Annotated in this window: 24 protein-coding genes and 1 pseudogene; 12 read left to right on the top strand and 13 right to left on the bottom strand. The window is 68.8% G+C overall.

The window, feature by feature from the left end:
- The first annotated feature begins 78 nt into the window (after positions 1–78).
- Positions 79–1,044: a helix-turn-helix transcriptional regulator gene (locus ACFXI3_RS07125; RefSeq protein ID WP_378398575.1), complete on the top strand. Its 966-nt coding sequence runs from the start codon at positions 79–81 to the stop codon at positions 1,042–1,044.
- A gap of 7 nt (positions 1,045–1,051) precedes the next feature.
- Here ACFXI3_RS07125 and ACFXI3_RS07120 read toward each other — a convergent pair whose 3' ends face one another.
- From ACFXI3_RS07120 to tgmA, 3 genes are read right to left on the bottom strand one after another with little or no spacing between them, the layout of a single operon-like run.
- Positions 1,052–2,212: a methyltransferase domain-containing protein gene (locus ACFXI3_RS07120; RefSeq protein WP_378398573.1), complete on the bottom strand. Its 1,161-nt coding sequence runs from the start codon at positions 2,210–2,212 to the stop codon at positions 1,052–1,054.
- Positions 2,212–3,177 (bottom strand): ATP-grasp ribosomal peptide maturase, encoded by a 966-nt coding sequence (gene tgmB / locus ACFXI3_RS07115; RefSeq protein WP_378398572.1) that lies wholly within the window; start codon positions 3,175–3,177, stop codon positions 2,212–2,214. Before tgmB ends, ACFXI3_RS07120 begins: the two co-directional genes overlap by 1 nt.
- Before the next feature lie 17 nt (positions 3,178–3,194).
- Complete coding sequence (tgmA, locus tag ACFXI3_RS07110) at positions 3,195–3,512, bottom strand: putative ATP-grasp-modified RiPP (RefSeq protein ID WP_378398571.1); 318 nt, start codon at positions 3,510–3,512, stop codon at positions 3,195–3,197.
- A gap of 185 nt (positions 3,513–3,697) precedes the next feature.
- Here tgmA and ACFXI3_RS07105 point away from each other — a divergent pair.
- Both ACFXI3_RS07105 and ACFXI3_RS07100 read left to right on the top strand, forming a co-directional pair.
- Positions 3,698–3,910: pseudogene (locus tag ACFXI3_RS07105) on the top strand (helix-turn-helix domain-containing protein); the annotation flags it as partial.
- Between the two features lie 117 nt (positions 3,911–4,027).
- Positions 4,028–5,068, top strand: a complete 1,041-nt coding sequence (locus ACFXI3_RS07100) for an XRE family transcriptional regulator (protein WP_378398726.1) — start codon at positions 4,028–4,030, stop codon at positions 5,066–5,068.
- Between the two features lie 3 nt (positions 5,069–5,071).
- On the opposite strand, the gene ACFXI3_RS07095 is transcribed toward ACFXI3_RS07100, so the two are convergent.
- The 3 genes from ACFXI3_RS07095 to ACFXI3_RS07085 all read right to left on the bottom strand — a co-directional run bounded on the left by ACFXI3_RS07095 (position 5,072) and on the right by ACFXI3_RS07085 (position 6,797).
- On the bottom strand, positions 5,072–5,857 hold the full coding sequence (locus tag ACFXI3_RS07095; RefSeq protein WP_344288295.1) for a metal-dependent hydrolase: 786 nt from the start codon (positions 5,855–5,857) through the stop codon (positions 5,072–5,074).
- A 61-nt stretch (positions 5,858–5,918) separates the two neighbouring features.
- Complete coding sequence (locus ACFXI3_RS07090) at positions 5,919–6,272, bottom strand: STAS domain-containing protein (RefSeq protein ID WP_344287754.1); 354 nt, start codon at positions 6,270–6,272, stop codon at positions 5,919–5,921.
- Between the two features lie 219 nt (positions 6,273–6,491).
- Positions 6,492–6,797 (bottom strand): WhiB family transcriptional regulator, encoded by a 306-nt coding sequence (locus ACFXI3_RS07085; protein WP_009086013.1) that lies wholly within the window; start codon positions 6,795–6,797, stop codon positions 6,492–6,494.
- 147 nt (positions 6,798–6,944) lie between these two features.
- Between ACFXI3_RS07085 and ACFXI3_RS07080 the strand changes: the two genes are divergently transcribed.
- The 3 genes from ACFXI3_RS07080 to ACFXI3_RS07070 all read left to right on the top strand — a co-directional run bounded on the left by ACFXI3_RS07080 (position 6,945) and on the right by ACFXI3_RS07070 (position 8,618).
- Entirely contained in the window at positions 6,945–7,361 is a 417-nt protein-coding gene (locus tag ACFXI3_RS07080; protein WP_182893754.1) for an anti-sigma factor, read from the top strand.
- Positions 7,358–8,134, top strand: a complete 777-nt coding sequence (locus ACFXI3_RS07075; RefSeq protein ID WP_344287747.1) for a SigB/SigF/SigG family RNA polymerase sigma factor — start codon at positions 7,358–7,360, stop codon at positions 8,132–8,134. Before ACFXI3_RS07080 ends, ACFXI3_RS07075 begins: the two co-directional genes overlap by 4 nt.
- A gap of 64 nt (positions 8,135–8,198) precedes the next feature.
- Entirely contained in the window at positions 8,199–8,618 is a 420-nt protein-coding gene (locus tag ACFXI3_RS07070) for an ATP-binding protein (protein ID WP_344287745.1), read from the top strand.
- Here ACFXI3_RS07070 and ACFXI3_RS07065 read toward each other — a convergent pair.
- Positions 8,564–9,082, bottom strand: a complete 519-nt coding sequence (locus ACFXI3_RS07065) for a hypothetical protein (RefSeq protein ID WP_378398570.1) — start codon at positions 9,080–9,082, stop codon at positions 8,564–8,566. The genes ACFXI3_RS07070 and ACFXI3_RS07065 overlap by 55 nt on opposite strands.
- Before the next feature lie 124 nt (positions 9,083–9,206).
- Here ACFXI3_RS07065 and ACFXI3_RS07060 point away from each other — a divergent pair, with 124 nt between their 5' ends.
- Positions 9,207–10,217 carry a helix-turn-helix domain-containing protein gene (locus ACFXI3_RS07060; RefSeq protein WP_344287741.1) on the top strand — a complete coding sequence of 337 codons (1,011 nt, stop codon included), beginning with the start codon at positions 9,207–9,209 and terminating at the stop codon, positions 10,215–10,217.
- Between the two features lie 29 nt (positions 10,218–10,246).
- On the opposite strand, the gene ACFXI3_RS07055 is transcribed toward ACFXI3_RS07060, so the two are convergent.
- The 3 genes from ACFXI3_RS07055 to ACFXI3_RS07045 form a co-directional block, all read right to left on the bottom strand.
- Positions 10,247–13,960 carry a S8 family serine peptidase gene (locus tag ACFXI3_RS07055; RefSeq protein ID WP_378398568.1) on the bottom strand — a complete coding sequence of 1,238 codons (3,714 nt, stop codon included), beginning with the start codon at positions 13,958–13,960 and terminating at the stop codon, positions 10,247–10,249.
- A gap of 86 nt (positions 13,961–14,046) precedes the next feature.
- Positions 14,047–14,700: an alpha/beta fold hydrolase gene (locus ACFXI3_RS07050; RefSeq protein WP_378398567.1), complete on the bottom strand. Its 654-nt coding sequence runs from the start codon at positions 14,698–14,700 to the stop codon at positions 14,047–14,049.
- Positions 14,701–14,713: 13 nt separating this feature from the next.
- A complete protein-coding gene (locus ACFXI3_RS07045; RefSeq protein ID WP_344287735.1) occupies positions 14,714–15,373 on the bottom strand; it encodes an HNH endonuclease family protein in 660 nt (219 codons plus the stop codon).
- Positions 15,374–15,614: 241 nt separating this feature from the next.
- On the opposite strand from ACFXI3_RS07045, the gene ACFXI3_RS07040 reads away from it, so the two are divergent.
- The 5 genes from ACFXI3_RS07040 (at position 15,615) to ACFXI3_RS07020 (ending at position 19,386) form a co-directional block, all read left to right on the top strand.
- Positions 15,615–16,652, top strand: a complete 1,038-nt coding sequence (locus ACFXI3_RS07040) for a tetratricopeptide repeat protein (RefSeq protein WP_378398565.1) — start codon at positions 15,615–15,617, stop codon at positions 16,650–16,652.
- A 75-nt stretch (positions 16,653–16,727) separates the two neighbouring features.
- Entirely contained in the window at positions 16,728–17,618 is an 891-nt protein-coding gene (locus ACFXI3_RS07035) for a hypothetical protein (RefSeq protein WP_378398564.1), read from the top strand.
- A 9-nt stretch (positions 17,619–17,627) separates the two neighbouring features.
- Positions 17,628–17,993: a glyoxalase gene (locus ACFXI3_RS07030; RefSeq protein ID WP_378398563.1), complete on the top strand. Its 366-nt coding sequence runs from the start codon at positions 17,628–17,630 to the stop codon at positions 17,991–17,993.
- 18 nt (positions 17,994–18,011) lie between these two features.
- Entirely contained in the window at positions 18,012–18,548 is a 537-nt protein-coding gene (locus ACFXI3_RS07025) for a helix-turn-helix domain-containing protein (RefSeq protein WP_378398562.1), read from the top strand.
- Positions 18,549–18,606: 58 nt separating this feature from the next.
- Positions 18,607–19,386: a class II aldolase/adducin family protein gene (locus ACFXI3_RS07020; RefSeq protein WP_378398561.1), complete on the top strand. Its 780-nt coding sequence runs from the start codon at positions 18,607–18,609 to the stop codon at positions 19,384–19,386.
- 6 nt (positions 19,387–19,392) lie between these two features.
- Here the strand turns inward: ACFXI3_RS07020 and ppk2 are convergent, their stop codons facing one another.
- The 3 genes from ppk2 to ACFXI3_RS07005 form a co-directional block, all read right to left on the bottom strand.
- Complete coding sequence (gene ppk2 / locus ACFXI3_RS07015) at positions 19,393–20,283, bottom strand: polyphosphate kinase 2 (protein WP_344287723.1); 891 nt, start codon at positions 20,281–20,283, stop codon at positions 19,393–19,395.
- Positions 20,284–20,353: 70 nt separating this feature from the next.
- Positions 20,354–23,059 carry a transcriptional regulator gene (locus ACFXI3_RS07010; RefSeq protein WP_378398560.1) on the bottom strand — a complete coding sequence of 902 codons (2,706 nt, stop codon included), beginning with the start codon at positions 23,057–23,059 and terminating at the stop codon, positions 20,354–20,356.
- A gap of 102 nt (positions 23,060–23,161) precedes the next feature.
- Positions 23,162–23,767, bottom strand: coding sequence for a hypothetical protein (locus ACFXI3_RS07005; protein ID WP_378398559.1), 606 nt, complete (start codon positions 23,765–23,767; stop codon positions 23,162–23,164).
- Positions 23,768–23,769 lie beyond the last annotated feature (2 nt).

Below are 23,769 nucleotides of genomic sequence, written 5' to 3'. Positions count from 1 at the left end.
GTTCGTTTCCTGACTTGTTCTCGACCGTAGGAGCGGATTAGGCAAACTACGTTCCTATTCGCGCGGGATACTGAAAAAATGCTGGAAACCTCGGCGCGGCTGCTGCGCTTGCTCTCGCTGCTCCAGACGCCCCGCGAGTGGACCGGAGCCGAACTGGCCGAACGGCTGTCGGTGAGCGCCCGCACCATCCGCAACGGCGTGGAACGCCTGCGCACCCTCGGCTATCCGGTGCACGGCAGCCGCGGCGCGGTCGGCGGCTACCGGCTCGGCGCCGGGGCCGCGCTGCCGCCGCTGCTGCTCGACGACGAGGAGGCGGTCGCGGTGGCGATCGGGCTGCGCACTGCCGCCGGAGGCACGATCACCGGAGTCGAGGAGACTTCACTGCGCGCGCTGGCCAAGCTGGAGAAAGTCCTGCCCGCGCGGCTCCGGCGGCGGGTCGAAGCCATCCAGCGCTACGCCGTCGCGGTGCCCAGGGACGACCTCGGCCCCCGGGTGGACGCGGACGTTCTCAGCACCCTCACCGCTGCCTGCCGCGACCACGAACGCGTGCGGTTCGGCTACCTCGGCCACGACGGCGCCGAGAGCAGGCGAGACGTGGAGCCGTACCAGCTGGTCAACTGGGGACGGCGGTGGTACCTCGTCGCGTTCGACATCGAGCGGGCCGACTGGCGGACCTTCCGGGTGGACCGAATCAGCCCGCGCACCCCGGGCGGCCCTCGGTTCGTTCCCCGCCCGCTTCCGGAGGAGGCCGTCGACCGGGTCCGCCGGGGCGCGTCGTCAGCCTCGTGGCGCTACCGGGCGCGGGTCTTGGTGGAGGTGCCCGCGGAGCGGCTTGCGGAGCGGATCAATCCCGCCATCGGCGCTGTTACGCCGGTTGATGACAACCGGTGTGTGCTGGATACGGGGGCGGACAGCGTGGAGACTCTTGCTGTTCATTTGGGTTCGCTCGGCGTCGATTTCACGGTGACTGAGCCGCCCGAACTCGTTGAAGCGTTGGGGGTTCTTGGGGAGCGGTACCGGAGGGCTATCGCATCGGAGTCGTGAGTCCGCGTCAACGAACGGCAAGCTCCCAAGCGTGGTCGCTGTCGGGCTGGTCAAACCAGACGACCTGCGCCTCGGACGTGACGGTAAGCCCGAAGCGACCCCAACCGGGACGACCGAGGTCAGTCCAAACACGGTGAGCGTTCTCGACAAGACTCCAGAGACGCCGGGGCCCGCCTTCGGCGACCGGGTGCAGGCCATGCTCGACGGCGAAGGCGACCTCGGCCCAGGAACCGTCCGGAGTAGCCAGCCAGGAAGCAGCGGGCGGGGCTTCGTCTCCGGTAAGGGTGTAGCCGTAGGAGATCTCCGGTCCGAGATCGAAAGATGCGAGAAACCAGACCAGCAGTGAGGTCCACGGGGTATTCGGATCCAGTTCGGTTGCCCGGTGTTCGGCCCGCGCGTGGTTTCGCTCGACCCGGAAGCCGACAGGGTGCGCGGCCGGAGCGTGCCGCAGGTCCATGAACGCGGCGTAGGTCGGGGCGAAGCGCCCCTCGGCTCGGTCGCCCCACCGGACGAGGCGGACAAGACTGCCGGCTCCTGGCGCAGGCTTGAGGTCGGCCAGGATCACTCCGCCGGGACGAACTTGGTCGACCCAGGCCCGCGGAATCGCCGGGACGGCGCAGGTGGCGATGATCGCGTCGAACGGCCCGTGCTCCGGCAGGCCAGCCGATCCGTCGCCGGCGACCAGGGTCGGGTGGCGGCCGAGTTCGGCAAGCCGCTGACGGGCCAGCGCGACAAGGCGGGGTTCGACATCGACCGAGAACACGTTGTCATCGCCAAGCTGATGCGCCAGCAGAGCGGCGTTGTACCCCGTACCAGTGCCGATCTCCAGCACCCGCGCCCCGCTGGCAAGGCACAAGGCTTCGATCATCCGGGTCATCAGCCCCGGCTGGGTCGAAGACGACAGCACTGACCTGCCGCCCGTGGGCTTCTCGGTGAGCGCGGTGATCAGCGGGGTATTGGCATAGACCGCGGCGAGGTCGCCGGCGTGCTCGGTCCAGCTGCCGTCAGCTGCCTGCCGGTGAAAAGCGGGGACGAACACGTGCCGCGGCGTCGCGCGGATCGCCTCGGCCAGCCGCGGATCGGTCAGTTTGCCCGCAGCGAGCAATTCGTCGGCGAGCCGGGCGGCATGCGTGCCCCATTCGACCTCGACGGCGCTGTCGTCGGTCATCACGAACGCCCCGGCGAGCGAGGCGTGAGCAGGTCGGCCAGCGCGGCGGTGATCGGGGCTCCGGTCTGCGCTTCCAGCCAGCCGTACTGACCTGACGAATTGCTTTCGAGAAACCAGAACCCGTTCTCGTCGATCGCGAAATCCACTGCGGTGTAGGCCAAGCCGAGAGCAGCCAGGTAGCGGCGCAGCCCCTTTTCGACCTCAGGCGGCGTGTCGGTCAGCCGATAGCGCAGAGCGGCGAAATCAGCTCGCCAGTCCACCCGCGCCGCAGGCGAATCCGCGGAGATGGCGATGGTGAACATCCGCTCGCCGATCACGACCACCCTCGCTTCGTGCGTTTTGTTCACCCAGCGTTGCAACTGGGTGGCGGTGGAGGCGACACCGCTCAGTTCTTCGAGGTCACCGGCGGTGAGCCGGCGGGTGTAAGCGATCTTGAGCTGGCCCCCCTCCGTGATCGTATTCGGTCCAAGCGATTTGCAAATCGTGTCGGCGACGCCGTGTTCGCGAGCGAACTGAGCCGCGGCGGCCGGGGAGTTGGTGACTTGGGTCGGCTGAACCTTCAGTCCGCAAGCCGCGGCGGTGGCCAGCTGGAGCGGTTTGAACATCGCGTCCGCCGCACGGTTGGGATGATTGACCCAGAGCACCGGCAGCGCCGCGAGCACGCCGCCGAGGCCGAGCCGCGCCTCGCGATGGGCATAAGCGCGCTCGACTTCAGTCAGCGTGGCAGGGAAATCGAAAGCCGCGGGGTCGCGGTACCAAATCGCGCCGATGGCCTCCAACTCGACGGTTCGATGTTCGGTGCACAACGCTCCGCGCCAGCGCCCGTCGCGCCCGATGCGGGCGTCCAACGACAGACGCTGGGGAAACCAGGCCGTGTCCGCACGGAACACGTCCACTCCGCGCCTGCCAAGCTCCCGTACGACGGCATCGACCGGAGCGTCGGCCTCCTGGGCGAAGATCGCCACCGTTTCTGGCGCGAGGCTCATGATTCTTCCCAGCCCCAGTTCTCCTCCGGGCCTTCATCACCGTCTGTGGAGGACTTGGTCTTCCAGTCTTTCCCCAACGTCTCGACCAGCGGACGGTCCTGTCCGTCGACGGCGACCTGCTTTTCGGGGCAATAGCGGAACTCCCTCCGCGCCGGAGCGTCGACCGGAATCGCGCGGGCCAGCCCGAACGGCCGAGTGCCAGCCGGGCCAGTCTGGTCAGCGAAAACGGGCTGGTGGATCAAGTAGCGCAAAGCCGCCGACGCCAACGGATTAGCGGCTGGATCGGGCTCGGCGATATCGCTCGTGATGGACATCGGCTCTTGGCTCCTTCTTCCCTGGACCGGACCTGATCGACAGTAGAAAGGCCCTGACCAGGCGAGAATCCCTTCGTGCCAGGTCCGCACCGGGTGTGCCAATCACGCAAATCAGGTTGTCTCGGTAGCGGATCGACTACTGTTGGTGCATTGAATGCACGCCCGCGAAGGCCAGGGGAAGGGTTGTGCCGGACTGGTGGTCATCTGCGCTGTGGGACGCCGCTCGTTGCGGCGACCACCCCGCGGTGCTGCGCCGTGCCCGCGAAGAACTCGGCTGGTCCCAGTGCGAGCTCGGTGACCGCTTCGGGTGTTCGGCTTCGACGATTTCTCGATTCGAGAACGGGAGGCGCGGGCTACGCGACCTTGCTGTGCTGCGCCGCTTCGCGACAGTCCTCGGTCTGCCCGCTGAAGCGTTCGGCCTTGCGAGCGGGTCTGCCGAACGGCCTGCCTCCCGTGCGAGAACCGGATCCGCTCCTAGGGTGAGTCACGACCTGAGTCAGGAAAGGGATGATCCGGTGCGACGACGCGCATTCCTGCTCGCTGCGAGCGGCGGCATTGCCGGTACCGCGTTCAGCGCACCGCGCGCTTCGGCTGCTGACGGGATGGAAGTCGACCCGGCCGCGTTCCTGACCCGTCGCCTTCAAGGAGTTCTCCTCGGCACCTCCACAGCGGCCGAACCAGTCCCGGTCGCCACGCTTCAAGCCGTGTTGACGAGCGCGCAGGCTGACTTTCGCGCCTGTCGCTACCTGGAACTGGCCGCGCGGCTGCCCGAATTGATCACCACCGCCGAAGCGACGCACGGACAAAGCGCTGCGCCGGCCTCGGCAGGCATCGTGACGCAGTCGTACAACCTCGCCACCCGCGCGTTGGTCAAGCTGGAAGCAAGCGGGCTGGAGTGGATCTCCGCCGACCGGGCCATTCGCGCCGCTGCTGATGCGAACGACCCGTTGGCCTTGGCCGAAGCGCAGCGGCTGCTCGGTTCAGCATGCCGGCGGGCGGGCGACTACGGCCGGGCCCGGGAACTCACCCTGACCGCCGCCGATCAGCTGGACCTCCGCGGGAAGAGCCCCGAACCGAGGCATCTGGCCTTGTACGGGGTGCTGATGTGCTCGGCGGGCTACGCCGCCGCCCGGGCCAGCGACCACGACCGCGCCAGCGATCTCCTGAACGAGGCCAGTGCGACCGCGACCAGGCTCACCGACAACTCAGCCCGGCAAGCGCTGGCCGCCAATGTGGTCAGCCACCGGGTCTCCGCCGAGTACGTACTGGGCAACGCCGGTTCCGCCCTGGATCACGCTCGCGCCGCGCAGCTCGGCCAGTTCCCCGATACCGAACGGCGTGCCCGGTTCCTCGTCGACGTCGCCCTGTGTTTCGCGCAATGGAACAAGCCCGACCGCGCGTACCGGACTCTGCTGGCCGCCGAACGGACCGCACCCGGCGAAGTCCGCACCCGCGCGACCGTTCGCCATCTGGTGGGCGACCTGGTGCAGCATCCTCGGCAGGCATCGCTGCCCGGTCTGCGTCAGCTCGCTATTCGGACTCACGCACTGGCCTAGGCACTACTGAGTCGCGGTCTGGGAAGCCCCAGGAGTGAACACATGCTCCACCACCCCCACCGTCCAATCCCACACCCCCGGCACCAGCAGCACCCCCACCAGCGCGAACACCGGGAACACCAGCCGCGTCTCCACCTTCTTCCCGGTGTGCAGCCGGAGCGGCTTCGGCGGGCGGAGTTCGTACCAGGTCTCCCCCGCGATCGGCAGCGGGAACAGGAACGGGCATCCCGACTCGGTCAGCGAATCGCCGAGGCAATGCACGAAACAGCCGGCCGCGACGGCCACCCCCAGCCAGCCTGAGATGTCCGCCAGCTGGGCCACTCGGTCATCGGGCGCGGTGAAGTACCACCAGGCCACCGCGCCGCCGTAGGGCAGCAGCAGCCAGTCGCCCAGTGCGGCGACGGCGAGCAGGAGTCCGAATAACAACACGCCCAGCACGGCCCAAGCTCCGCCGGCGGAACAGCCGGCGGAGGTGGCCGCGCCGAGGGCGACGGCGAACAGCAGGGTGTGCGAGAGGTGCCGGTGCGTGCCGGTCACCTTTTCGTCGCGCGGGCCCTTCGTCAGGGCGTATACCGCTGCGGACACCCGGCGCAGCAGCCAGGACAGCGCGCCGGTCAGCCAGCCGAACAGGCGGGTCGCGCTGGCGCTGGGATGGTCAAGGTCCGGCAGCAGCGCGAACCCGGCCGTGGTGGCCGCGAAGACCACCGCCTGGTGCACTGAGCCGACGCCGACCGCGGGCGCGAGGGCGAGGCCCGCGCACCAGCCGGTCAGGGCGTGCGTGCGCCCCATCATGATGGTTATCCCCCAGGTCGCGGACCACTTACTAAACCGGCGCGACCGTATCGGGAGATCAGGCCGGAGGTTCCTCCGACACGCTCAGGTGTTCGGCCACGCCGGTGAGCTCGATCACCCGGCTGACCGCCGGGCTCGGCACGACCTCGAGTTCGACGTTCTGTTCCCCGGCCTGCCGCTGGGCGTGCAGGACGACGTTCAGCGCCGAAGAGTCGAAGAAGGTCACCCCGGTGAGGTCGGCCACCACGCGGCGGGAATTCTTGTCCGCGATCAATCCGGCAAGAGCTTCCTGCAGCTGCGGGCTGGTGAGCAGATCGAGCTCACCCGTGACCACCACCCTCGGCTCGGCGGCCGCGGTGTCCAGCGTGATGCCGAATCCGGGCGGAGTGGCGTTCTGGTCGGCTGCGGGCATGCAGTTTCTCCTCGTCAGGCGCTGCTCCTGCGCCGGTACGCGCCTGTAGTACTCAAGCGGCAACCGTGTCACGGTCCCAAGCATCTGGAGACTCAACCCTAACCCAGTGGGTGACCGCCGCCGCGTCGGCACATGGCTACACCTTGGCGCGCGGGCGCCCGGCGGACGCACAGGAGCCCGCGCACCGCAGGTGGGCGCGCGGGTCGTGGGCGGGACAGGTCAGGCGGACACCGTCTTGCGCTTCGCTCGCCGTTCGCGCATGAACAGCTCGCGGCGCTCGATCTCGCCGAGCCCGCCCCAGATTCCGTACGGCTCTTCGACCGTCATCGCGTGCTTGCGGCACTGCGCCAGCACCGGGCAGGTGTGGCAGATCGCCTTCGCGCGGGACTCGCGGCGCTCGCGCGCGGAGCCGCGCTCATTGTCGGTATGGAAGAACAGGCTGCTGTCCGCGCCTCGGCACGAGCCTTGAAGCTGCCACTCCCACTCCTCGGCCACCACGTTGGGCAGTCGGCTCACGTCAGCCATGTCGTCCCCACCTTTCCCGGGATGCACTCGACGGCTACATGCCCGCCGGTCGCGGCGGTCAAACCCGGGTTTGGTTTGCTCACCCCCCGGGCATGTGGCAGATCGGGCACGAAAGACTGGCGTGGCACGCCGGAGAGAGGACAGCACGTGGAGGAGAACGCCCCGCTCGAGCGCGAGGACGCACAGCTCATCGAGGTGCGGACGGCGGCTATCCCGCACGTGGTGCCCACTCTGCGCACCATCGTGGCCGACATCGCCATGCGGCAGGACTTCGACCTGGACGCGGTCGAGGACCTGCGGATGGCCGTGGACGAGGCCTGTTCGATGCTGCTGCCCTCGGCCGCCGACGGCAAGCTGACCTGCGTGTTCTCCTGGCTGGAGGGCCGGATCGAGGTCACTGTGTCGGTGGTCTCCGACCGCGCCGACCACGGCGACGAGACGGGTCTGTCCTGGCAGCTGCTGACCGCGCTCGCGACGTCGGCGCGGCGCACCGTGACCCCGGCCAACGGCCGGTACCTCTCCCGGGTGCAACTGGTCCGGGAGAGTGAGGCGGCCAGCTCGTGACGAACCCCGCCGGCGGCGACAAGCCCACCGACGTGGCAGGCCTGTTCCACGAGCTGACCGAACTGCCCGACCGTTCCCCGCGCCGCGAGGAGATCCGGGACCGGCTGGTGCGCGAGCATCTCGAACTGGCGCGCAACCTCGCCCGGAAGTTCCGCAACCGCGACGAGGCGATGGACGACCTCGTGCAGATCGCGACCGTCGGCCTCATCCACGCCGTCGACCGCTACGACCCCGCGCAGGGCACCGACTTCCTGGCCTTCGCCGTGCCGACGATCTCCGGCGAACTGCGCCACCACTTCCGCGACAACAGCTGGTCGGTCCGGGTGCCGAGACGGCTCAAGGAACTCAACGCGACGATCTCGGCCGCGCGCGAGGAGCTGACCGTGCGGCTGTCGCGCGCGCCGAAGCCCAGTGAGATCGCGCGTCATCTCGGCGTGCCGATCGAGGACGTCTACGAGGGCCTGCGGGCCGGGCAGGGCCGGTACGGGGCCTCGCTGGACAACCTGCTGGAGAACTCCGCGCACACGCGCTTCGGCGCGCCGGACGCGAACCTCGGCCAGGCCGAACTGCGCGAGGCGCTGCGGCCGATGCTGGACAGTCTTCCCGAGCGCGAACGCAAGATCGTGGCGTTGCGCTTCGGGTCCGGGATGAGCCAGTCGGACATCGCGCGCCGCGTCGGGGTTTCCCAGATGCAGGTGTCCCGATTGCTCGCCGCGACGCTGAAAAAGCTCCGTACCGGACTGGCCGAGACTGACATCACCGAGGGCACCTGATTCGCCTTCGGCCGAGTTGGGTAAACACCACATGCGAGCACAGCGGTCGGGAGGTGCGGAAGCCATGACGACGTCGAGGATGCCAACCAGGAGCACCGGGGCGGCCGCCGCCACCGTGCGCCTGGAGCTCCCGGACGACGTCACCGCGCCCGCCATCGCGCGAGCCCAGGTCCGCGCCGCGCTCGCCCAGCTCGACGTTCCCGCCCAGGTGCGCGACGACGTGCTGCTGGCGACCTCCGAACTCGTCACCAACGCCTTCGAGCACGGCGACCGGCCGGACCGGCTGGAGCTCCGACTCGAGCACGGCGAGCTGATGGTTCGGGTCTTCGACACCTCTGCCTCCATTCCGCAGCTGAAAGAACCGGTCGCCCCGTCCGCGGCGCGCAGCCGGGGGCTGATGCTGGTGCGCGCGCTGTCGCGGCGCTGGGGCTACGACCCGGCCGAGGGCGGCAAGTGCGTCTGGGCGGCGTTCGGCCTCGGCTGACGACGCCCGCCCGCCACGAGCCCGGCCGCGCCGAGCGCTCCCAGCCCGACCCCGAGCCAGCCCGCGATCATCCGCGGCCGTTCGGCCACCGCGCAGCCGTCCTCGCCGTGCGCCTCGGCGATCAGCCAGCCTTCCGGCGCGCTGAGCGCCGTGCCGCAGCCGATCCGGACGCTCGTGGTGTCGGCCGGCGGATCGCCCTGGCCGAACATATTCGCGGGCAGTCCCAGCATCTGGTCGCTTCGCGTTCCGTAGATCGTCTGGACGTCGGTGGGGTTTCCGTTGCCGTCGAGGTAATAAAGGGCAGTCACCGGCAGCAGGAAGAACACGATCCCGGCGATGAAGGCCGCCGCGCTCGCGAGCCCGATCCACAGCGCCGGACGCCGGGCGAGGGCCAGGCGCGGTTCGCCGGGGAATGGCTGGTGAGCCGGGCCGCGGGACGGCGCGGGGCGGGGATCGTCGGTCATCGTCGAGCCTCCTGATCGGGAGTTGCCGACCCGGTTGTAGTCCGCTCCGCCGGGACGGGTCCCGGGGCGGCGCTGTCCGGTTTTGTCTCGTTCGCTCCCGTTGCCGGTGCCTTACGCTCGCCGGATGCTGGACGCAATCGGGGTGACTGGGGACGAGGAGCGGGTCTACCGGCTCCTCGTCGGGATGTTCGACGCCGGACCGCGTCAGGTGGCCGAGCAGCTCGGGCTCAGCCCGGCGCAGGTGTCGGCGATCCTGCGTTCGCTGCACGCCAAGGGACTGGTCAGCCTGGTCGCCGGCGACGAGCCGAAGTACGCGCCGTCGCCGCCGGACGTCGCGTTCGGGCCGTTGCTGATGCGCGGGCAGGAATCGCTGGAGTGGGCGCGCACCGCGGTGAGCCGGATGGCCGAGGAGTACCGCGGCGGCGCGCGGCGGCGGGACGCGACGCAGCTGGTCGAGGTGATCACCGGCAGCGCGGCGATCCGGCAGCAGCTGACGAACATCCAGGTCGGCGCCCGGCACGAACTGCTGTGGTTCTGCCGGGCCGGGCACATCGCGATGGCGTCCGGCGAGAACGCCGACGAGTACGACGCGCTCGCCCGCGGCGTGCGGTACCGGGTCGTGTACGAGCGGGCGATGCTGGAAGAGCCCGGCATGATCGAGAACGTCGCGCATGGGATCCGGCACGGCGAGGAGGCGCGGTCGTCGACCGTGGTGCCGGTGCGGCTGGCGATCGCCGACGGCACCATCGCGTTGTGCCCACTGGTGCAGAACCTCGACGGCTCCGGCGAACCGACCGCCGCGCTGATCCGCGACAGCAGTTTGCTGGCCGCGCTGATCGCGTTGTTCGAGAGCTATTGGGAACGCGCGTGGCCGCTGCGCGCGGACGGGACTCCGCAAGACGCGGAACGGACGCCCGGCGGCTCTGGCCCGGATCGGGACGAGCTGCATCTGTTGTCGCTGCTGGTCGCGGGGGTCACCGACAAGGCGATCGCCACGCGGCTCGCGGTGAGCCAGCGGACCGTGCAGCGCCGGATCCACGACCTGATGTCCCGGATGAACGTGCAGACCCGGATGCAGCTGGCGTGGGAGGTCAGCAGGCAGGGCTGGCTCGACGAGCCTGCGGCAGCCGGATAACCGCGAGGGGTTATCCGGCTGCCTCTTTCTCAGGAGAGCCCGTAGGCCCGGATCACTGTCTGCTGCACCGCGTTCCCGTCGGCGTCGGACCCGTGCACGCGCAGGGAGACGAAGCCGTTGGTCCGGTCCAGCCGCGGATGGTCGACCACGGCGCGGAAGCGGCCGTCGCCGATGCCGTCCACCCGCTTGACATTCGTCCATGTGCGACCGTCGTCATAGGACACTTCGACGGTCAGCCGCGGATTCTTGGGCGCTGCCATGCCGTCCTGGTTGCGGACGGTGAACTCGACCGGCAGTGAACGCCCGGCGCGCGCCTTCTGCGTCAGATCGGTCTGCACGCCGTAATCCACCTGCAGCAACGGAAGCAGGTCCGTTTTGCCTTCGGCGGGCCGCTTCGACCCGAAGGTCCACGACGTTTCGGTGTGCGTGCCGTACACCCAGTCCGGAGTGGACTTGGTCAGCGACAGGTCGAGCCGGTACTTCGCCGGGTCCGCCGAGGCGGGGAACTTGCCCCACGCCGCCGGGCCTTCCTTGACGAGATTTCCGTCCTGGTAAAGCTTCGCGCTCACCTGGTCCGGCTCCTCGCCGAGTCCCGATTCGGAAAACGCGTAGTGCGAGGTTTCCGGGTCAGCGAACTCCGGGATGCGGAAGGCGAAAGTGTCGCCGGTACGCGAGGTTTCCAGTCCAGCACCGCGCGGGATCGCCGGACGGACCACTGGCGCGTACCAGTTTTCCGTCGCCCGCTGCCCGGGGCTGAACGTGTGCGGCTGTTCGAGCATGCCGACCGCGAGCGGCTGGAAAGTGTCCCAGCTGAGCTTGTTGTTCACGCGGTGCTGCCAGACCGTCTCGTCGGTCGAAACGATCTCCTCGCGAGCCGTTCCGGTGTGCGCGTACCGCTGATACTGGTTGATCGCGGTCTTTTCCCAAGGACGCCAACCGAATCGCTGTTCGGAAAGCCACTCGTCCTTGCCGGTGGCGTGGTAATTCGCGGTGACCGTTGCGCTGTTGCGTTCGCTGACCTGGTAGACGATCTTCTGCGGAATCTGGTCGTGCGTCACCTGCATGATGTCGTACAGGTACGGGCTCACCGGCGTTCCCTGCAGGAACAGGCTGGTGAAACCGTATTTGGCATGGTCGGCCAGCTTCATGCCCTGTTCGTTCGTGATCAGCACGGCGGGAATCGGCAGGCGATTGCCGCGCGGCTGCCAATGCCCATACGTGTGCTCGTCGGGAAGGCTGACGACCATCACCATCGCGGCGCCCGCGGCTGCGGCCTGCTTTGCCGCGGTATCCGGGTTGGTGCCGTCCTTGGCCGGGGTCACCAACGCGATTTTCCCGCGTGCCTTCGCGTATTGCTCCGGCTTATCGGCATCGACCGGAACGACGCCGAGCCACTTGAACCCGGAAATCGCCGGCGACGACGCGTAGTAGAACAGTTCAGTCTTGATTCCCAGCCACGGCAACGTGGTCGCGGTCAGCATCGGCGCGGTGAGCTGCCACCGGGTGCCGAACTCGAACGTCCCGTTCTTCACCTTCTCCGTCGGCGTCACGTAGATGTGCCGGACTCCGGGGAATTCCATGACGTAGTTCGAGATCTTGCGCGAACCGAATTCGCGGTGCGCGTAACTGCTGATGATGTTTTCCAGCGTCGACGGCCGCGGCGTCTTGATCTCCACCGGCACCGCGCTCCGCGCGTCCATCACCAGGTTCAGGTCCCCGGTCAGGGAGAACTCGGGCTTGAGCACGATCGCGAGTTCCTCGTCCGGAGCCCGTCCGGTGTGGAACATCGCGCGGGCGTAGTAGGTGCCCTCGGGGAGTTCGGTGACGAACGGATGGTCGCTGACGACGTCCCGCACGATGTCGTACCGCATGTCGTCGCCGAAGATCTGGAGATCCATCGGGTACGCCTTGCCGTCGCGGCCGATGCCGGTGACGGTCACCTTGTGCTTCGGCGGTTCCTTCACCAGGCCGACCGTCGTGTGCACCGCGCCGACGAGAACGCTGCCGGTGTAGTTGCCCGGCACCAGCGCGGCCGAGTCGACGGTGATCGCGACCGTCGCGGTCCCGTTGGCCGGAACCTCCACAGTGGACTTTTCGAGCTTCACCGCGTCGCCCGGCGTGGCACCGTCACCGCGGCGCAGGTCAAGCTTCGGGGTGATGGTGACCGGCGCGGAAGTCGTGTTGGTGTAAGTGATTTCCTTGCGCACCGGGCCGCTGTCGTTGGTGACCGGGCCGAGGTTCAACGTGCCAGTGGCGAAAACTCCGGGATGCACCGCCGCAGCCGCGACGTCCACCCGGCCGCCACCCTGCTGGAAAGCATTAAGCTCCGCAGACGGTTTCGACGTACTGGCCAAACCATCCTTGAGCTGCTGCGCGGTCCACTGTGGATACCGCTGCGCCAGAATCGCCGCCGCACCAGCGACATGCGGCGTCGCCATCGAAGTACCAGACGCCGCAGTGTAGTACTGATCCACCACTTCACCGAGCGAGGTACCAGCCGCACGCGCCGCGACAATCCCCACGCCAGGCGCGGTGATGTCCGGCTTCACGGCCTGGTCGCCCTGACGCGGGCCCATGCTGGAGAACGGAGCCAACTCGTCCTTACGGTCCACCGCGCCGACGGTCAGTGCGGAATCTGCGGTGCCTGGCGTGCCGATGGTCGACGCGCCGTTCTGGCCGTCGTTGCCCGCGGCGACCACGAACAGCGCGCCGGTGCGGGCGGTGAGTTCGTTGAGGCCGACGCTGAGGTCGTCCGTGCCGTCGGTCGCGCCGCCGCCGAGGCTCATGTTGATCACCTTGGCGCCGGAGTTCGCGGCCCACTCCATCCCTTGCAGGACTTCGGAAGACGAGGCCGTCCCGTCGTCGCCGAGCACCTTGCCGACGTACAGCTTCGCACCCGGAGCCGCACCCTTGCGCGTGCCGCCCGCGGCCGCGCCGCTGCCCGCGATGGTCGCCGCGACGTGCGTGCCGTGGCCGAACCGGTCGATGACGTCCGGGCTGGTCGAGAAGTTCTCCGACTTCGCGACCTTGCCCGCGAGGTCCGGGTGGTTGGGGTCGTAGCCGGTGTCGAGCACGGCCACCGCGACGCCGGAGCCGTCGAATCCGGCCGCCCACGCCTCCGGCGCCCCGATCTGCGGGACACTGCGGTCGAGCGACGCGTGCACCTTGCGGTCCAGCGTAATCCGTTCCACCGCACCGGAAGCCGCGCGCGGTCCGGTGAAGGACTGCCAGAACTCGCCGGCGCGCTTCTTGTCTTCCCGCAGCGCGCGGCCGTTCACGCTGGGCAGTTCGGCGCCCTGCGCGGTGGCGGCGAACGCCGGCACGGAAGCGATCGAGACGCCCTTGGCGTAGTGCGCGATCATCGGCACCGTCGGGCTCGACTCGTCGGCGTAGCCCTGCGCGATCAGGTCGGTGACGTTGAACAGGCCTTTGTCGAGCCGCCGGTCCGCCACGAGCGACACCGCGTCGCCCGGGATGACCTGCAGCTTTCCGTCCACTTCGGACTGCGTGAAGCGGATGTTCTCCCGCCCCTTGCCCGGCCGGACTGTCGCGATCTGCCGTCCGCCTTGGACGCTTTCGACTTGCACGACGTCACCGGTGAGCAAGGTGACCGTGTGCCGCTCACCGGGACCGGATGCCGGTGAACCGCTCGCGGGCTCGGCCGCCGCGGGCACTGCCTGGCCGAGTGTCGCGACCAGTGCGCCCGTGCAGCCGAGAGTGATGGCTCGTGATCTCCACGTCATCGCACAAGATTCGGGGCGAGCCGGGGTTCACGTCACTACCTCTCGGTGTCGCGGTTGTGACATGTCGCAACTGGGACAACGCCTGGTTAGCCAGCCACTGTCGCGTAATAGGCCATTAGGCGGTCAGCCAGTTCGTCCGGACGGCTCAGCAGCGCGAGATGCGAACCGGCCATCTCGTCCGCGTCGATCCCCAGCCGCTCGCGCGCGACCCGGCGCAGCAGGTCGGCGGAGAAGAACCGATCGTCGTGGAAGAGCAGGACTTTCGTTGGCACGTCCGGCAACCGCTCGCCCGGCCACGCCGCGCTGTACTCGGCGCTGTTCTGATCCCGGCCGCGCCGCTCGTTCTCCTCCGCCAGGTCGGCCGGGAGGTCCGCCATGAACTGCTCGGTGACGCTCAGCCCCTCGGCCGACTCGAAACCGACGTTGCCCCACCACTCCCCGGGAGCCTCGCCCGGCGCGGGCACCATCCCGGCGACGAACACGAGAAGCCGCGCGCCGACCCGTTCCGCCACCAGCGGCGCGGTGAATCCGCCGTAGGAATGACCGACCACGACGACGTCCCGCGCCTCGCCGATCGCCGAGACGACGGTGTCGGTGAAGTCAGCGAACGTGGCCTGCGGGTTCTCGATCGGCAGGTCCGGGGCCACGACTTCGTGCCCGGACGCCTTCAGCCGCGCGGCGACCAGGTGCCAGTCCCAGCCGCTGCCGCCGCCCCCGTGGATCAGTGCGAAAGTCGCCATGCCGCCCAGCTTGTCACGCTGGGCAGCGCTTCAGCATGTCCTGCAGCGCGTTCTTCTCCATGTCCGTGATCGTCAGCCCGTAGAAGTGCTTCACGGTGACCCAGTCGGTCGCGTACGTGCACCAGAACGACACCAGCGGCGGCTTCCACTCGTCCGGAGCCTTGTCGCTCTTCTGCCGGTTCACGCTCGCGGTCACGGCGAACAGCTGCGGCCGCGTGAGGTCGTTCGCGAACTGCTCGCGCTTCTCCTGCGTCCAGTCGCGCGCGCCGCTCACCCAGGCCTGGCCGAGCGGGACCATGTGGTCGATGTCGAGCTGAGTCGCCTTGGTCCAGGTCTGGCCGTCGTACACGCTGACCCAGGTGCCCGCCGTCGGCTTGCAGTCGCTGCCCGCCTTGACGTCCTTGCCCGCGCGCTTGAGGACGACCTCGCGGGTGTCGCAGCTGTCGCCCTGGCTGTCCCAGTGCTTGAACTTGTCCCGCGAATAGCCGGTCATGTTCCCGCGGGCGCCGATTTTCAGTTCGGACAGCTGCTTCGTCGCGTCCGCCGCCGACGCCGGTGCGGCCTCGGACTTGGTGTCGCCGACTTCGCGCTGGCCGTACCAAAACCCGACGACAGCGATGAGCAGCACGACCGCGAGCAGCACGGTGCGCTTGGTGGGGAACGGCCGGGCCATGGTGCGCGGGATCCTCTCGGGCGGGGAGTTCGGGGAGCCGGAGTATGCCTGTCGCCGGGCCGGTAATCGCGCAGACACTCTCGGCAGCGTCCGAGGCGTGGCAAGGACCACGTCGGACCAGTTGTGGGCCGCCAACGAAAAAGCCCAGATCAGCGGGGGTGGATAACGCTCCCGAAGGTGTCACGTCCGCGACGGGCGAAACGACTGTAGTGACAGGGGGCCGGAAAGGAGCGGGTCCGAGATGCCCGGGCGGCTGCGGAAGTGGAACACACGCGTCGACGACTACCTGCGCCGGAAGGCGGCGGAGGGCGGCAACGTCGTCGCGATGACGCGCGTCGCCGCTGACCTGCGCGAACGCGGCGATTCGGCGGAGGCCGAGGAGTGGTATCGCCGGGCCGCCTCGGGCGGTGACCGGATCGCGATGACCGCGCTGGCCCACCTGCTGGCCGAACGCGGCGCCGAGGACGAAGCCGCCCGCTGGTACCACGAAGCCGCGCAGGCCGGTGAGCCGCACGGGATGCTCGGATACGCGCGGACCTGCGAAAACCAGGGCCACCTCAACGACGCCGAGCACTGGTATGCCGCCGCGTTCCAAGCCGGCGCGACGGAAGCGGCCGGGCTGCTCGGCCACCTGCTCGTCGAAGACGGCCGGTACTCCGACGCCGAGGGCTGGTGCCGCAGCGCCGCGGAAGACGGCGACTCGACGGCGATGCTGGACCTCGGTTTGGTCCTGCGAGAACTCGGCGCGCCCGACGAGATGGCGCACTGGTGGCGGGCCGCGGCGGACGCGGGCGAACTCTCCGCGACCTGCCTGCTGGGCCGGGAAGCGGAACGGGCCAACCGGGAAGGCGACGCCGAGCGGTGGTTCCGTCGCGGGGCGAAGGGCGGCCACGTCGAGGCGAAGGTGCGGCTGGGGTTGCTGCTGCATCGCCGGGGCGACCTCGAAGAGGCGGAGAACTGGTACCTCGAAGCCGCCGAGGCCGGCGACGCGGCGGCGATGACCAACCTCGGCGTCCTCGCCCGCAACCGCCGCGACGACGGCGAGGCCGCGGCCTGGTACCGCAAGGCCGCCGAGCACGGCAGCATCCCCGCGCTCACCAACCTGGGACATCTCGCCGAATCCCGCAGCGACCTGGCACAGGCCGAACGCTGCTTCCGGGTCGCCGCGGAGACCGGCGACGTGCAGGGAATGCTGAGCCTGACCCGGATGTTGCGCGCCCGGGGCGCGACCGCCGAAGCCGACCACTGGCAGGCGCTCGCCGCCGACCGTCCACAGTAGACACAGGTTTCTCGGGGTCGATCTCCGGGATCTTCCCGGATGTTCCCCGGCATCGGCGCGGCTAGCGTCGATCGAGTGTTCAGACGCGTGCTTCTCGCCATCCTCGCCGGTATCGCGGTGTTCCTGGTGCCGTGGACCGTCTACCTCGGACTGACCCTGCCCGAGCACTTCGACACGAGCCAGTGGCGGGTCGCCTGGGTCGGCTTCGACATCGTCCTGCTGCTGTGTTTCGCCGCGTCCGTGCTGCTCGGGATGCGCCGCAGCCGCGCCGCGGTGCCGATGCTGGCCGCGACGGCCGCGCTGCTGTGCTGCGACGCCTGGTTCGACGTCGTCCTCGACTGGGGCGGCTCCGACCAGTGGGCCAGCCTCGGCACCGCGCTGCTCGCCGAAGTGCCGATCGCGGTGTTCCTGATGCTGCGTGCGCGCGCTCTGCTCGCCGGCAACGCACGGCCGCGAGCCCTGACCATGCACGACATCACCGTGCGCACGAACCCGAACTACCAGCGGTTGCTCCGCCTGATGCCCGCCACCTCGGCCGAGCTGCGCGCGCAGCTCCCCTCGATCGACGTTCCGGCCGCGCTGCTCACCCTGACCCACGCCGGGTACACGCGACGCGCCCGCGACGGTCGCTGGCACTCTGTCCCGCAGAGCACGAACGAGGCGAAGCTGGAGGACTACCCCGAGGAGGACCGGCCGAAGCTGGCCGCCTACCTGGACGCGAAGTACGACCACGAAGTGCGCTTGATGGCCTGGGCGGTCGAGCACCGCGACACCTTCGACGACTGGACCGCCGGGAGCCGCGCCGGGATGCGCCTGAGCTACAAGGACTTGAAGGAGTTCCAGAAGGAGTACCTGGAACTGGTGCACCGCTACGCCGCCCGCAAACCCGGCCCGGCGGAGGAAGCGCGTGACCTGGCCGTGCGGTTCTACGCTTTCCCGGAACCCAAACCCGCTGAGCTGGCGTAGTTTCGAGGCATGATCCATCACGTGCAGGTCGCCTGCCCAGCGGGCGCGGAGGACGACGAACGCGCGTTCTACACCGGCGTGCTCGGCTGGCCGGAACTGCCGAAGCCGCCGCTGCTGGCCGCCCGCGGCGGTTGCTGGTTCCGGGTTCCCGGCGTCGGCGGCCCGGACGGCGAACTGCACGTCGGCGTCGAGGCGGATTTCCGTCCGGCACTCAAGGCGCATCCGGCTTTCGTCGTCGACGTGGACGCCGTCTCCGCCGCGATCGAAGCCGCCGGACGGCCCGTGACCTGGGCCGATCCGGCGGAAATCCCCGGCAGGCGGCGGTTCCACACCTTCGACCCGGTCGGCAACCGGCTGGAGTTCCTCGCCGGCTGAGCCGCTTACAGTGGGGGGATGAGCCAGGAGGCGGAAGAAGCCGAGCAGCGGATCACGCGACGCTTGCGTGAGCTTCGCCTGGAACGCGGTCTCACGCTGGAAAAGGTCGCCGCCGCCGCGGACATCACCCCTGGCTACCTGTCCCGCGTCGAGAGCGGACAGCGGGTGCCCAGCCTCGGCACGCTCGTGGTGCTCGCGCGGGTGCTGGATGTCAGCGTCGCCGATCTCGCCGCTTCCGAGGAGCGCCGGTCGCCCATCGTCCGGCGGGCGGACGCCATCACGTACGGCACCAGCGGCGCGTCCTTGACCCACCTGTCCCCGCCGTCGTCCGGCGTTGAGGCGACGCTCGTTACGCTGCGCGGCAAATCCGTCCCGCCGCGCCCGACCCAGCACCGCGGCGAGGAGTGGCTGCACGTGGTCAGCGGCCAGCTCGAACTGACCCTCTCCGGCGAAACCCACCTGCTCACGGCCGGTGACTCCGCCCAGTTCCCCGGCACCACCGAACACACCCTGCGCGGCGCCCCGGACGCGGAAGTGCTCGTCGTCATCGCTTGACACTCGTTGTGCCTCAGAGGCACTCTGTTTGCCAGACAGGCAACAGTGGGAGATGCTGATGACCGACGCCCCGGTAGCCGAACTCGACCTCGACACCCTGCCCGAGCAGCTGGATTCCGTCGCCGCCGAACGAGCGCAGCGCAAACGTCAGCTCGCGGTCGCCTTCCGCCTGTTCGCCCGGTATGGGTTCGACGAGGGCATCGCCGGGCACCTCACCGCGCGCGATCCCGAGTTCCCGAACCGGTTCTGGGTCAACCCGTACGCGGTGCACTTCTCCCGGATCAAGGTCAGCGACCTGCTTCTCCTTGACGAGAACGGAAAAGTGGTCGAAGGAACGCGGCGCACGAACAAGGCCGCGTTCGCGATCCACTCGACCATCCACGAGGCCCGCGAGGACGTGGTCGCCGTCGCGCACGCGCACACGATCCACGGGCGCGCCTGGTCGGCGTTGAACCGCCTGCTGGACCCGATTGTCCAGGAATCCTGTGCCTTCTACGAAAACCACGTGCTTTTCGACGAGTACAAAGGCCTGGTCCTGGAGCGCGACGAAGGCGTCCGCATCGCCGCCCGGCTGGGGTCGAAACGCGCCGCGATCCTTCGCCACCACGGATTGCTGACCGTCGGGCGCAGCGTCGCCGAGGCGGCGTGGTGGTTCATCACGATGGAACGCGCCTGCCAGATGCAGCTCCTCGCCGAAGCCGCGGGTACGCCTCGCGTGATGACCGCCGAGGAAGCCGGCCTCGCCGCCCGCCAGTTCGGCAGCGCGAACATGGCGCGCAACAACTTCCGCTTGCTGGAGGACCTGATCGTCGACCAGGAACCGGACGTGCTGGACTGACGCGGTTCAGTCGCCGACCGCGTCCCGCCCGCGCTTCACGATCAACGGATCCGGTTCCCCGACCACGTTCTCGTCTTTGCCCTCGTACTCGAACCGGGACAGGAAATAGCGCATCGCGTTGATCCGCGCGCGTTTCTTGTCGTTGCTCTTGATCGTGATCCACGGCGCGAGATCGTTGTCCGTGCGGAGGAACATCGCCTCCTTGGCCGCGGTGTAGTCGTCCCACTTGTCGAGCGACTGCAGGTCCATCGGAGACAGTTTCCACTGCCGCACCGGATCGACCTGCCGGATGATGAACCGGGTGCGCTGTTCGGCCTGAGTAACGGAAAACCAGAACTTCGTGACCGTGATCCCGCTCTCCACCAGCATTTCCTCGAACAACGGCACCTGACGCATGAACTGCTCGTACTGCTCCGGCGAGCAAAACCCCATCACCTGCTCGACCCCGGCCCGGTTGTACCAGGACCGATCGAACAACACCAGCTCGCCCGCGGTCGGCAAATGCTGCACGTAGCGCTGGAAATACCACTGATGCGCTTCCCGGTCACTGGGCTTGGCGAGCGCGACCGTCCGCGCGTGCCGCGGGTTGAGGTGCTCCATGAACCGCTTGATAGTGCCGCCCTTGCCCGCGGCGTCGCGTCCCTCGAAGAGAAGGACGTGCCTGCTGCCGGTCTCGCTGATCGAGTTCTGCAGCTTGAGCAGTTCGACCTGCAGCAGGTATTTGGTCTCGTCGTACTCCTCGCGCGGCATGCGCTCGGCGTACGGATAATTCTCCCGCCAGGTGTCGACCGCCTTGCCGAACGCGTCGATCAGCACGGGATCGTCGTCGTGATCCTCGCCGACCGAATGCCCGTCGATCTCAAGCCGGTCGATGTACTCCCGCACGTCCCGCAACATGCGGCCGACCTTAAGCAGGGCAGGTGAACGGGAGGTGTCCCGGCTCCGGCCAGGAATTCCGCGGCCCGGTTCAGGCGCTGGGCGGCTCGACAACGCGCAGCGCCCACGTCCGCCGGAACGCGCTGATCGTCAGCCAGGCCAGCCGGGCGTTGACCGGGAAGAGCTGCCGCGCCGAGGCCAGCGTGTCGAATGACCCGTCGCCGGCCACGCGACCGCGTTCCAGATCGCCGGGCGCGAAGGCCGGGCCGAAAACCTCGAGCACCGTCCCGAGGTAATACAGGTATCCCAGGGTTTCGGTCTGCAGCCGCAGCAAAGCAGGCGCCACGTCAAGTCCCGCCGAGACCGGCGGCGCAGCGACCGCGGCGATCAGTGCGCCGGGCTCAGCCGCCGTCCGCGCGTCGAGGTGCCGGACCAGAGCGCTGGCCAGGACCTCGTCGTACTCCGCCTTTCCGACGACGGTCAGCAGCGCGAAACGTTTGGCGGCCAGGTCCTCGGCGACCAGCCGCCGCGCGATGGCCGCGAGTTCGGCGCCGCCGGCGAACATGCGCCGGGCGACGCGGATCAGTTCGCGGGGAAGTCCTCCGGCCAGGCAGTGGCACAGGCTGATGAACGGATCGGGCAAGCCGACCACCCGGCTGGACAGCACCTCCCGCGCGTCCGTGAGGGCGAGGTACTCCAACCGGACGATGGTGTCGAAGGCGCTGTCGAAGGCGTCGCGGACCGACAGGCCGCGGAGCTCGAACGCGGCCAGTGCGTCCTCCGACACTGAGATCAGGCACAACAGCCCGGACACGTCGACGGCGGTCAAGGCTTTCATCTCGTTGATGAACTCGTGGGCCAGGTCCGGATCGGCGATCTTGTCCAGTTCGTCGATGATGATCACCACCGGCGCGGGCGCGATCTTCGGGAGCGCGCTGAGGCACTCGATGGTCGCCTCGACGAACCGCAGGAACTCGTGCACCACCTCGGGATAGGTCAACGGATTCCGGGTCGCCTCCCGTGCCCCGGAAATCCCCGCCTCGGCCATCGGCACACCGGTCTTGCCCGACCAGCCCGAGGTGTGCTTCTGCTGGAACCTGATCCCGTCGCGAGCCCATTCGGCCCGCTTCCGCAGCGCGACCAGATCTCCCTTCGCGACCGGCGGCGGCGATGATTCCCGCAACCGGGCCGCCGGACGCCTCCTCGCCGCGAGGCTGAGCGTGGCGGCCGCGCCGAACAGGCAGGCCAGCGGCCACCACAGGATGGTCGGCTGAGCACGCAGATCAGCCTGGAACGCCGCTGAGACGATCGTCCCTGCCGCGCCCACCAGCAGCCAGGCCAGCACCGCCGCGAGCACCGGCCAGCTTCGCCGGTCCCACCCCCGGCGACGAGGGCTCGCGACGTCCTCGTCCGGTCCGCGCTGCCGGCAGAACTTGATCACCTCGGCGCACGTCTGGCTGTACAGGTGCAGCATGAACTCCCGCGCCTCGTACCGGACCGGCACGCTCTCCATCACCGCGATGTGCCGATAGCCGCCTTCCAGGAATTTGCCCGCGCGATAAGCCTCGAGGAGCGTCGACTTGCCCGCTCCGCGCGACCCGGCCATCCCGATCACGCCGCCTTCGATCCCGGCCAGCAGCTCGCGCAGCCGGTCCGCGGCCGCCACCGAGGTCCTGACCCGATCGCCCGCGCGCATCTGCCCCAGCGCGTGCCGGTCGTAGGCGGGAAGGGCGGTGGTGAAATCCGGGTTGAGGACGTTGGTGAGGTGCGTTTTGACGCGCTGCTCCACCTCGGTGCGCGCAGCGTCTCCCCAGCGTTCTTCCGCGACGGTGACCTCGTTCCGCAACTTCGCCTGCACCTGTTTCCAGCTGGGACTGTTTTTGCGCCTCTCGTCACGAGACAGCCACGGCGGGATCAGCCAGGAGCTGAGCGTCAACGGTGCGAAGCCGATCATGACCAGCAAGGTGACCGCGTCGGCCACGACGTACTTAGCGAAAGGCGGCCAGCCCATCGCTGCCACAAGCACGAAGTAGGCCGCGGCGAGAGCGAGGACAACCGCCATCAGTCCGCGAACGACCACTGCCGCCGGCAGCCGTTGACCCGGCTCTTCCGTCTCCAGCACCACGGTCGCCACCGAGAGTGCCACCAAAAACGCACCCACGGCGACCACCCCCGCGGCGATCCACAGCGCACCCGACCAGAACCCGCCCATCGTCTCCCGGCTTGAGGACAGCAAGCGCCACAGCAACAACAGATAGACGGTCGGGAAGAACGACACGAACGGCCAGATCTCCGCGTTGACGACAGCCCGGCCGATGAGCTTCTTCCCGCTTCGCGCGGTCAGCCGATCCGCGGCCCACACCCCGACCGGCCCGGCGACCAGCAAGACCACCACCGTGAAGAACCACGCCAGACCGCTGAAAGCCTGCTGGAGCTGCCACCAGAGCAAGGGGTAGCCGATGCCGAACCACAACGCCAGACCGAACATCGCGTGCGCCGCGCGCGCTCCAACCGGCCTGTTCGCCGGATTATCGTGCGCGGCAAGGGTTTTCTCTGCTGCCCACAGCTCTTCGATCCGCGGGTTGGTCGCCCCTAGCGTCTCGTCGGCGTTCCCGGCCATCCGGTGTTCGACTTCGCCGCTGATCCGTTCGAGATCGCTCTCGGCGGTTTCGGCGAATTGTTTCGCCGAGAACTCTCTGGCCAACGCATCCTGAACCAACTCCGCCAAGCGCTCTCGCAAGCGGTTGAGCAGACGGTCGTACTCCGCCTCGCGAAAGGGCGCGCTCGGTTCGTTCACGACTCGGCATCTTAATGCGCGAGCCCCTGGGCTGGCCTGTTTAGCGGAAACCCGAGCAGCGCCGGACTCTCTGCTGCCGTTCTCAGCCCTCGAAGCTGAGCGTTAGCCCAGAAACTTCCGCAGGTCCTCGTGCGCGGTCTCGGGCTGCGGCATCTGCCAGGCCGGCAACCGATGCAACTGCTCGACCGTCAGCGGCTTGGCGAAGTCCACTCCGTACTCTTCGCCGCTGATTCCGTTGAACCGCAGCCCTGCTGGGGAAAACCCGGTCCCGACCGCGACGATCCGCGCTTGATCGCTCATGGCGAGCCACGCCCCGGCGAAGTGCAGGACCGCCGCGTCAACAATGGTGTCCCGCACAGTCCACCGCACTCGCGGCCAGTCCGCTGTCCGCTTGGCTTGCTCGCTGAGGTACTGCCGCACCGCCGCGCCGACGCGACTGCGGTCCGGCATCGTGCCTGCCGGCTCGACGATGTTCATCAACTGTCCTAGCGGACCATCGAGAGCGCCCGGCGGCTTCCCGACGAGCACTCCCCGGTCGCCCGCGTCCGTCCGGTGTCCCAGCCAATAAACCCCGCCTGCCGGAGTGTCGTCGACCGACGCGATCCATTTCCGGTGCGGTTCCGGCCATTCGATGTCGAAAACCTCGCCGCGCACCGCGGCGGCTTCCACCGCGGCCCCGTCGAGCCGTTCGCCACGCAAGGAAGCCATGG

Origin of the sequence: Amycolatopsis sp. NPDC059235 (assembly GCF_042754125.1) — a bacterium.
Taxonomy (GTDB): Bacteria; Actinomycetota; Actinomycetes; order Mycobacteriales; family Pseudonocardiaceae; genus Amycolatopsis; species Amycolatopsis albidoflava.
Note: the sequence above shows the minus strand (reverse complement) of the source record. Positions and strands in the feature narration are given on the sequence as shown.